The organism is Rubrivirga sp., assembly GCF_049648075.1.
Taxonomy (GTDB): Bacteria; Bacteroidota; Rhodothermia; order Rhodothermales; family Rubricoccaceae; genus Rubrivirga.
This window is the reverse complement of sequence record NZ_JBARYR010000701.1, coordinates 1-8,305: the sequence shown is the minus strand read 5'-3', so window position 1 is coordinate 8,305 and position 8,305 is coordinate 1. Positions and strand designations below refer to the sequence as shown.

8 protein-coding genes and 1 tRNA gene are annotated in these 8,305 nt (G+C 67.9%); 7 read left to right on the top strand and 2 right to left on the bottom strand.

Features of this window, described 5'->3' with window-relative positions; translation table 11 throughout:
• The 3 genes from WBA11_RS18565 to WBA11_RS18555 form a co-directional block, all read left to right on the top strand.
• On the top strand, positions 1-389 hold a 389-nt coding region (locus WBA11_RS18565; RefSeq protein WP_424522120.1), incomplete at its 5' end, for a BtpA/SgcQ family protein.
• A 58-nt stretch (positions 390-447) separates the two neighbouring features.
• Positions 448-831, top strand: coding sequence for a Co2+/Mg2+ efflux protein ApaG (gene apaG, locus WBA11_RS18560; protein WP_424522119.1), 384 nt, complete (start codon positions 448-450; stop codon positions 829-831).
• Between the two features lie 2 nt (positions 832-833).
• Positions 834-1,409, top strand: a complete 576-nt coding sequence (locus WBA11_RS18555) for a DUF1877 family protein (RefSeq protein ID WP_424522118.1) — start codon at positions 834-836, stop codon at positions 1,407-1,409.
• A 15-nt stretch (positions 1,410-1,424) separates the two neighbouring features.
• Here the strand turns inward: WBA11_RS18555 and WBA11_RS18550 are convergent, their stop codons facing one another.
• The gene (locus WBA11_RS18550) at positions 1,425-1,688 is read right to left on the bottom strand and encodes a hypothetical protein (RefSeq protein WP_424522117.1); all 264 of its coding nucleotides are present in this window, start codon (positions 1,686-1,688) and stop codon (positions 1,425-1,427) included.
• A 125-nt stretch (positions 1,689-1,813) separates the two neighbouring features.
• Here WBA11_RS18550 and thyA point away from each other — a divergent pair, with 125 nt between their 5' ends.
• The 3 genes from thyA to WBA11_RS18535 all read left to right on the top strand — a co-directional run bounded on the left by thyA (position 1,814) and on the right by WBA11_RS18535 (position 5,209).
• Positions 1,814-2,740 (top strand): thymidylate synthase, encoded by a 927-nt coding sequence (thyA, locus tag WBA11_RS18545; RefSeq protein WP_424522116.1) that lies wholly within the window; start codon positions 1,814-1,816, stop codon positions 2,738-2,740.
• Positions 2,741-2,852: 112 nt separating this feature from the next.
• Positions 2,853-3,404: a dihydrofolate reductase gene (locus tag WBA11_RS18540; RefSeq protein ID WP_424522115.1), complete on the top strand. Its 552-nt coding sequence runs from the start codon at positions 2,853-2,855 to the stop codon at positions 3,402-3,404.
• A gap of 59 nt (positions 3,405-3,463) precedes the next feature.
• Positions 3,464-5,209 carry an ATP-binding protein gene (locus tag WBA11_RS18535; protein ID WP_424522114.1) on the top strand — a complete coding sequence of 582 codons (1,746 nt, stop codon included), beginning with the start codon at positions 3,464-3,466 and terminating at the stop codon, positions 5,207-5,209.
• Positions 5,210-5,226: 17 nt separating this feature from the next.
• On the opposite strand, the gene WBA11_RS18530 is transcribed toward WBA11_RS18535, so the two are convergent.
• Positions 5,227-5,300: transfer RNA gene (locus WBA11_RS18530), tRNA-Pro, on the bottom strand.
• A 231-nt stretch (positions 5,301-5,531) separates the two neighbouring features.
• Here WBA11_RS18530 and WBA11_RS18525 point away from each other — a divergent pair.
• Positions 5,532-8,305: PAS domain-containing protein (locus tag WBA11_RS18525; RefSeq protein WP_424522113.1), on the top strand; the 2,774-nt coding region annotated here is incomplete at its 3' end.

Below are 8,305 nucleotides of genomic sequence, written 5' to 3'. Positions count from 1 at the left end.
GCTTTCACCGCTACCGCGAATCCCTCGGGGCCTCGCCGGTCCCGGTCTTGGCCGACGTCCGCCCGACCTCCGTCGAGGACGTGCCGAGCTTGATCGCGGCGACCGAAGCGGCCCGGCCCGACGCGCTCATCATCTTGGGGCCGGCGGTCGGGCACGAGCCCATCGAGGGTGTCGTCGAGGCCGCGTGCCGCGAAGCGACGCTCCCCATGTTCTGCGGCGGCGGCCTCGACAGCTCCAACCTGCTCGACTACGTCGACGCCGCCGACGGCTTCCTGGTCGGGAGCGGACTCAAGGAGGAGCGGCGGTGGCAGGCGCCGGTCTGCGAGCCCCGCGTCCGTGCCCTCGTCGGGGCCGTCGAGTACGCCCGCGGCCAGGAAGTGCGGCAGTAGTCCGTCCTCGAGGCCCCACCCGCTTTCGTCGTCCTCGAGGACGCGCCCACCACTCGCTATGGTCACCTACGACGCCACCACTGAGGCCGTCCGCATCACGGTCCGCCCGGCCTATCTCGACGACAAGTCGGACGCCGTCGGCGGCCGGTTTGTGTTCGCGTATTTCGTTCGCATCGAGAACCACGGGGTTGGCGAAGTCCAACTCTTGCGCCGGCACTGGACCATCAAGGACGCGACAGGTCGTGTCGAAGAGGTCGAGGGCGACGGCGTGGTCGGCGCGCAGCCGGTGATCCCGCCGGACGGCGCGCATGAGTACCAGTCCTTCTCCGTGTTGACGACGTTCGAGGGGACGATGACCGGGACCTACCTCATGCAGCGCGAGGACGGCTCCCGGTTCCGAGCTCGGATCCCCGAGTTCCACCTGGTCGCGATGTCGAACTAGGTGTGGGTCTTTACCTAACCCTGGTTCGGGTTCCAGCAGACCGGCTCTCCCACATCGTCGACGATCCGCACGCCTGGTACGACCTCGAGGTCGAGATCGAAGGGCTCTGGAGCGAGGAGCACGGCCGCGTGAGCACAGAGGCTCTCGGCACCGCCGCGTTACACAAGACGTGGGACGCCCTCCGCTTCCTCCTCGACCCCGCCCTTCGGGCCGGCAGCAGCTCAGACGACTTCGGCCCGACGACGCTCTCCTCCGCCGCGGTGTGGGGTGCACACGCGGTCTCTGAATCCTTTTTAGAGGCGCTGGACGAGAACGGGTTCACCATGTTCGACCGTCCACCCCGGCACAACACGGCCACCGAGGTGCCCGAGATCGTGTCCGCCCTCGAGAACGTGTCGATCGATCGCTTGCTCGACGTCCACGCTCGCGCCCTCGAGGCCGCCCAGTCGTATGCCTACGGAGGGCGCCCTCTCCAAGACGCCGACCGCGCGTCGCTTCAGAGCGGCTTCGAGGTCGCCCGGCGTCTGTACGCCGAAGCCAAAAGGCGAGAACAGGCCGTCGCGGTCCTCCTCCGCTGATCGCCCTCGAGGTCGCTATCCCGCCTGGATGTGGACGAGCGTCCCGTCAGCCGTCGTGACCTGGATCTCGGATCCGTCGCCGCTCATCTTGTACTCCGTGATCGCGTCCGGGAAGACCTCGCGCGGCGTGTCCATGTGGAAAAACGCGTCCGCCACGACGCCCCAGTCTTCGGGCGTGAGCGCGACCGTCGCCTCGCCACCTTCGGCGACGTACGGGTAGTAGGCCAGGACCTTGTTGAGGTGGTTGATGGCTTGCTTGACGTGGAGACCGGGATCCATGGAGCTCGATGTGTGGCCCCGTCCCTACCGCTGTGCCGCGTCGAGGTTGCCGACCTCGAGGTCGCGAATCCGGTTGCGCCTGACGAGATCGGACGGGACCTTAGGGTCCCCCGGAGACCGAAGCCATGCCCGTCGTCGCAAAGCCCACCACCACCGCCGCCGAAGAGGCCTACCTCGAGGTCGTCCGGCGCGTCCTCGAGGGCGGCGTCCGCAAGACGAACCGGACGGGAACGGACACCATCGCCTCGTTCGCCGAGCACTACAGCGTGGACCTGGCCGAGGGGTACCCCTTGCTGACGACCAAGAAGGTCTACGTCAACTCGATGCTGCGCGAGGTGCTGTGGTACCTCTCGGGCGAGGACCACATCCGGGAGCTCCGCGAGCACACCAAGATCTGGGACGCCTGGGCCGACGACGACGGCCGCCTCCAAACGGCGTACGGCCGCTTCTGGCGCCGCTTTCCGATTCCAGCTTCCGGCGTCGCGCTCGGCGACGAGGTCTGGGCCGGCGCCGACCATCCAAACGTCCGCCGCGAGGCCGACGGGTCGCTCTCGTTCGACCAGATCGGCTACGTCTTGGACACGCTGCGCACCAACCCGATGAGCCGGCGGCTCGTCGTCAGCGCCTGGCATCCGGCGAACGCTGCCGTAAGCCGCCTGCCGCCGTGCCACTACACGTTTTGCTTCCAGGTCTCGCCCTCGAGTGACGGCCCGGACCTCTTGAACTGTCACTTGACCCAGCGCTCGGCCGACCTCGCGCTCGGCGTCCCGTTCAACCTCGCCTGCTACGCGCTCCTGACCCAGGTCTTGGCGGAGGCCGCCGGCCTCCGCCCCGGACGGTTCGCCCACACGCTCGTCGACGCCCACATCTACGTCGACCACGTCGACGGCCTGCGCGAGCAACTGGCCCGGACACCGTCCCCAGCGCCACGCCTGACCATCGCGCGCCACGCCGACGGCCGCGCCAAAGACCCCGACGATCTCGCGTTCGACGACGTCGTCCTCGAAGGCTACGACCCTCAGCCCGCCATCCGCTTCCCCGTCGCGGTGTGACCGTGGTCGTCGGCCGCGGCCTCGAGGCCAAGAGGCAGGTCCCGCCCTCGAGGCCGATCCCCTCCCGTTGACGTCTCGACCTCGAGGTCGCCGCCTACATCCCCCCCGTCCCATGCCCGAGATCGTCGTCATCGCCGCCGTCGCAGACGTGCCCGGCCGCCCCGGTGACCGGCTGATCGGGGACGGAATGGAGCTCCCCTGGCACATCCCCGCCGACCTCAAGCGGTTTAAGGCGCTCACGTCCGGCTGGCCGCTCGTCATGGGCCGTCGCACGTTTGAGAGCCTGCTCCACCAATTCGGTGGGCCGCTCCCCAACCGCGAGAACGTCGTCTTGACGCGGCATCCGTCCGCCGTCGATCACCCCGGCATCCACGTCTACGGCAGCCTCGAGGACGCGGTCGACGCCTTCGCCGACCGCGAGCGCGTGTTCATCGGCGGTGGGGCCGGCGTGTACGGCTCCGTCCTCGAGGGCGATAGCCCCGTCCAGGCCGACCGGCTCGAACTGACCTTCGTCGAGGGCGACTTCCAGGGCGACACCCACTTCCCCGAGTACCGACACCTCATCGAGGACGACGGGCCGTTCGTCCTCGAGGCGTCGGAGAGCCACCCGGCCAAGGACGGGCGTCCGGCATTCCGATTCGAGACATTTGTGAGGAAGGCTTAAGGCGGAGGGCTTAATACCCGTAGCCGCAGTTCGATACAAGAGGCGACCCCCTCGTCACGATGTTTCGCTCTCTCTCACGCTGGTTTCGCTCGATCGCTCCGCACTTCGAGGTCGGGACTCCGGACACGCCTGCGACGAGGACCCTGCGGATCTCTCTCGTGCTGGTGATCGTGGGTACACCTGTGTTCGGCGTCGTGTACGCCCTCGAGGTGCCCCACCTCTACGACCCCCCGTGGCTGCGCGCCGCGGTCGTCGCAGTGGCCGCGGTCCTGCTCGTGGCGAGCTACCGGAGCCCCGCGCTGCGAGAGCGGTCCCGCGCGGCCCTCGTGGTGATCACGCACCTGGCGATGGTGTGGTTCTTCGCCCTGCTGGTCGTCAACGACCTCGATCCGAACTATGCCCTGGGCTTCCTGTTCGTCGCTCTCGCTGCGGCTCTCGTGTACTCCCTGGCGTGGGACCGCCCGGGTCCCATGCTGTCCTCGCTCGCCACGGCGACCGGGTACGCGGTGGTGGCGATTGCGATGGCGGATCCGGGGGACGTGAGCCTGAGCCCCGTGGTGTTCCTCGTCACGTCGCTCGGAGGCGCGTCGGTGGTGTTCCTCGCCTTCTACGGCCGCCTTCACACAGCGTCCGAGCTTGCCGAGAGCCGTCGGTCGCTGGCGAAGGCCGAGGACCTCGCGATGACGGGCGCCTGGACGTACCACGTTCCGACAGGCCGCGAGACGTGGTCCGACGGGACGTACAGGATCCTGGGCGTCGAGTCGTCGAGCGATGGGCCACCGAGTTTCAGCGAGTTCACCCACCCAGCCGACCTCGAGGTCTGCTCCGCAGAGCGTGAGCGCCTGTTCGCCACGGGGCAGACGTCCGACTTCCGCTACCGTGCGGTCCGTACCGACGGGTCGGTCCGGTGGATCCGCTCCGTCTCCGAGTTGGTCCTCGACGGCAAGGGGCGCCCGCTCGAGGCGCGTGGCGTGATCGCCGACGTGACCGAGCAGGTCGCGCGCGAGGCCGACCTCGAGGCCGCTCGCGATGCGGCCGAGGCTGCGACGCGGGCACAATCCGAGTTCCTGGCCAACATGAGCCACGAGATCCGGACGCCCCTCACGGCCATCATCGGGTTCGCCCAGATGCTGAGCGAGGAGGTCCCAGAGGCCGATGTCAGCCTGGTCACCCCCATCGAGACGGGGGGGAGGCGCCTGCTCGGCACGCTCAATTCCGTCCTCGATCTCGCACGCATGGAGTCCGACCAATCCGACCTCGATGTCGCCCCGACGGACGTCGTCCTCGAGGCCGAGGACGTCGTGGCCATGCTGCGTCCTCATGCCGAGGGCCAGGGGCTCACGCTCGACCTCGAGGTCGATGACGAGACCGCCTTCGCGCTCGTCGACTCCGACGCGTTCGGTCGCGTCCTGACCAACCTGCTCTCCAACGCCATCAAGTTCACTGACGAGGGGGGGGTTGGCCTCTCCATTCGCTCGGTCGGCGGTTGCGTCGAGGTGCGCGTGTCCGACACTGGGCGCGGGATGACCTCGGAGTTCCTCGTCGACCTTTTCGAGCCGTTTCGCCAGGCCTCGACAGGCTGGTCGCGGAGCCACGAAGGGACGGGCCTCGGCATGACCATCACCCAGCGGCTCGTCGCCGCGATGGACGGCTCCATCGAGGTCGAAAGCGCCGTCGGGCTCGGGACCACGTGCACCGTCAGGCTCCCATCGGCATCAGCCCCTCCTGAGGACTTAATGGACGACGGGGTGAGTTCCTGTCAGGAGCCGGAGGCTCGCCAAATGGAAACGCCCCTCCAGCACTAGGCCGGAGGGGCGTTGGGTCGGGATGGCGGGATTTGAACCCACGACCTCCTCGTCCCGAACGAGGCGCGCTACCGGGCTGCGCCACATCCCGTACACCAGCGGTGACCGCCGGTACGCCGAATGTACGACGTCAAAGTCCTTCTGTACCCCATACCACCTGGTGAAGCGCTCGCGAACGACGTGGGATCCGCACGCAATCGGGGGTCGTGAACAGCGTATGTTAAAACGCACGCGAATATAAAACGCACATGTATCTCTTTGGCAGCTTCGGAAGTCCTGTTCCTGCGCTCGTCGATCTCGGGGGCCGTGGTCCTTCTCAACGATGAACGCTACGGACCAACTACAGACCTTCGTCGAACAGGCGCCGTCAGCTATGGCCCTGTTCGACCGAGACTTGCGCTACCTCGCCTACAGCGAGCGGTGGGTCGAGGACTACGGGCTCGAGGACCGCGGCGATTTCCACGGCAAGAGCCACTACGACGTCTTCCCTGAGATCGGCGCCGAATGGAAGGCCGACCACCGCCGTGCCCTCGAGGGCGACGTCGTCAAGAGCGACGGCGACCCCTTCGAGCGCCCCGACGGAACCGTCCAGTGGCTCCGGTACGAGGTGCGCCCGTGGTACGCCATCGAGGGCGAGGTCGGCGGGCTCGTCATGCTCACGGAGGACCTGACCGAGACCGTCCGGGCCACGGACGTCCGCGCTCAGAGCGACGCGCTCTACGACGCCGCGACCGAGGCCGACGCGACGATCTGGGCCTTCGACAAGGACCGACGCATGACGCTCCACGTCGGGGCGCCGCTCGAGACGCTCGGCGTCGGGCAGGGGTGGAACGTGGGCGAGGACATGGCCGAGGTCTACGCCGACCTGCCCGTCGTCGTGGAACACGTCAAAAAGACGCTCGCCGAGGGCGTGCGGACGCAGTGGACGGTCAGCCTCGATGGCCGCACCTTCGACACCGTCCTGACTCCCATTCGAGGTAGCGACGGCAGCATCATCGGTGGCGTCGGGATCAGCCTGGACGTGACCGAGCGGAACGCGGCGGAGAGCCGCGCACAGGAGCAGGCCGAGCGACTGCAGCGGCTCCTCCGCGCGACGGCGATCGAGGGACCCTTCGAGGAGAGGGCAGAGGCCGTCCTTCGTGAGATGGCGGACATGCTCCGGCTCGGGGGCGGGCTCCTCGCCGAGTGCACCGGCGGCGTCTACACGTGCCTCGCGAGCTACGCCGTCGAGGGCGACACGCTCGACCCGGGCGACGTGCTCCCCTTGAACGAGACCTACTGCGCGATCACCCTCGAGGCCAAGCAAGTCGTCTCCATCGAGCACATGGCCGAGAGCGAGCACCGCGGCCACCCTTGCTACCACGCCGTCGGCCTCGAGGCCTACGTGGGCGCGCCCGTCGTCGTGGACGGCGAGGTGCTTGGCGCGCTCAGCTTCTCGTCCACTCGCCCGGCCTCGAGGCCGTTCACCGAGGGCGACCGAGACCTCGTGCGGCTCGCAGCGCAGTGGGCCGGAGGGCTCTTGGAGCGGGAGCGGCGACGGAAGGAGACCGACGACCAGGTCCAGCGCCTGCGCGTGCTCGCCGACGCCCTCGCCGTCCGCTCGGCCGACGACATCGACCAAGTGACGGGCGTCCTCGAGACGCTCAGGGAGCTGCTCGGCTTGGACATCGGAGTCTTCGGCCGCGTTCGACCCGAGGACGACCACTACGAGGTCGTGGCGTGCACAGCGACGGACCACGTCGACCTCGAGGCCGGCGACGTCTTGTCGTTCCGCGAGACGTACTGCAGCATCACGCTGGAGCACGACGACCTGATCGCGATCCACGACGTCTCGGGCTCGGACTACCGGGACCACCCGTCGTCCAAGGCGCGCGGGCTCGACAGCTACATCGGGGCGCCCGTCACGGTCGATGGCGAGTTGTACGGGACGATCAGTTTCTCGGGAGAGAAGCCCCACCCCCACGAGTTCAGCGAGTCCGACCTCGAGGTCGTGCGAATCGCAGCGAGATGGGTGAGTGGGATCGTCGAGCGCGACCTCAGTGAGCTCCGGCTCGAGGGGACCGAGCGGCGGTTCAAGGGCATCTTCAACTCCCAGTACCAGTTCCAAGGCCTCTTGAAGACCGACGGGACGCTCATCGAGGTCAACGACGCCGCGATGAGCTACGCCAGCGTCGGACGCGACGAGCTCGTCGGGACGAAGTTCTGGGACGGCCCGTGGTGGCGGGCCTCTGAGGAGTCGCGCGACGAACTGAAGGCCGCGATCGAGAAGGCTGCGCAGGGCGAGTTCGTTCGGTACACGGTCGAGATCGCGGGAAGAGACGGCTCGGTCGTCCCGGTCGACTTCTCGCTCAAGCCCTTGGTCGACGATCGGACCGGCGAGGTCTTGCTCCTTATTCCTGAGGGGCGGGACATCTCAGAGATGGTGGAGGCGGAGCAGCGGTTGAAAGAGAGCGTCGAGGCGCTCGCGAATGCCCGGGACCAAGCGGAGGTCGCGAACCGGGCCAAGAGTGCGTTCTTGGCCTCGATGAGTCACGAGATCCGCACGCCGATGAACGCCGTGATCGGGTTCTCAGAGCTGCTGGGCACGACGGCCCTCGACGGCCGCCAACGAGAGTACGTGGAGACGATTCAGCGCTCCGGCGATCGCCTGCTGGGATTGATCGACGACATCCTGGATTTCTCCAAGATCGAGGCCGGCCGCATCGACCTCGATGAGCAGCCCGTGTCCCTCAGCGACATCGTGATCCGCGTCTTGGAAGAGGTCTCGCCGGAGGCGACGGGCAAGGGACTCGAACTCGCGTACACCGTCGACCCGGACCTGCCCTCGCAACTCCTCGCCGACGAGAAGCGGCTGCTCCAGGTGTTCGCCAACTTGGTCTCGAACTCCGTCAAGTTCACCAGCCGAGGAAGCGTCGACGTGACCGTCAGCCGTGGGGAGGCCCCGCTCGGCTTGGTCGCTCCCGATGGGTCGGTCTGGGTGCGGGCCGAGGTCAGAGACACGGGGATCGGCATCGACCGCGACCGGCTCGAGTCCGTGTTCGACGCGTTCGTTCAGGCCGACGCGTCGATGACGAGGGCGTACGGAGGAACGGGCCT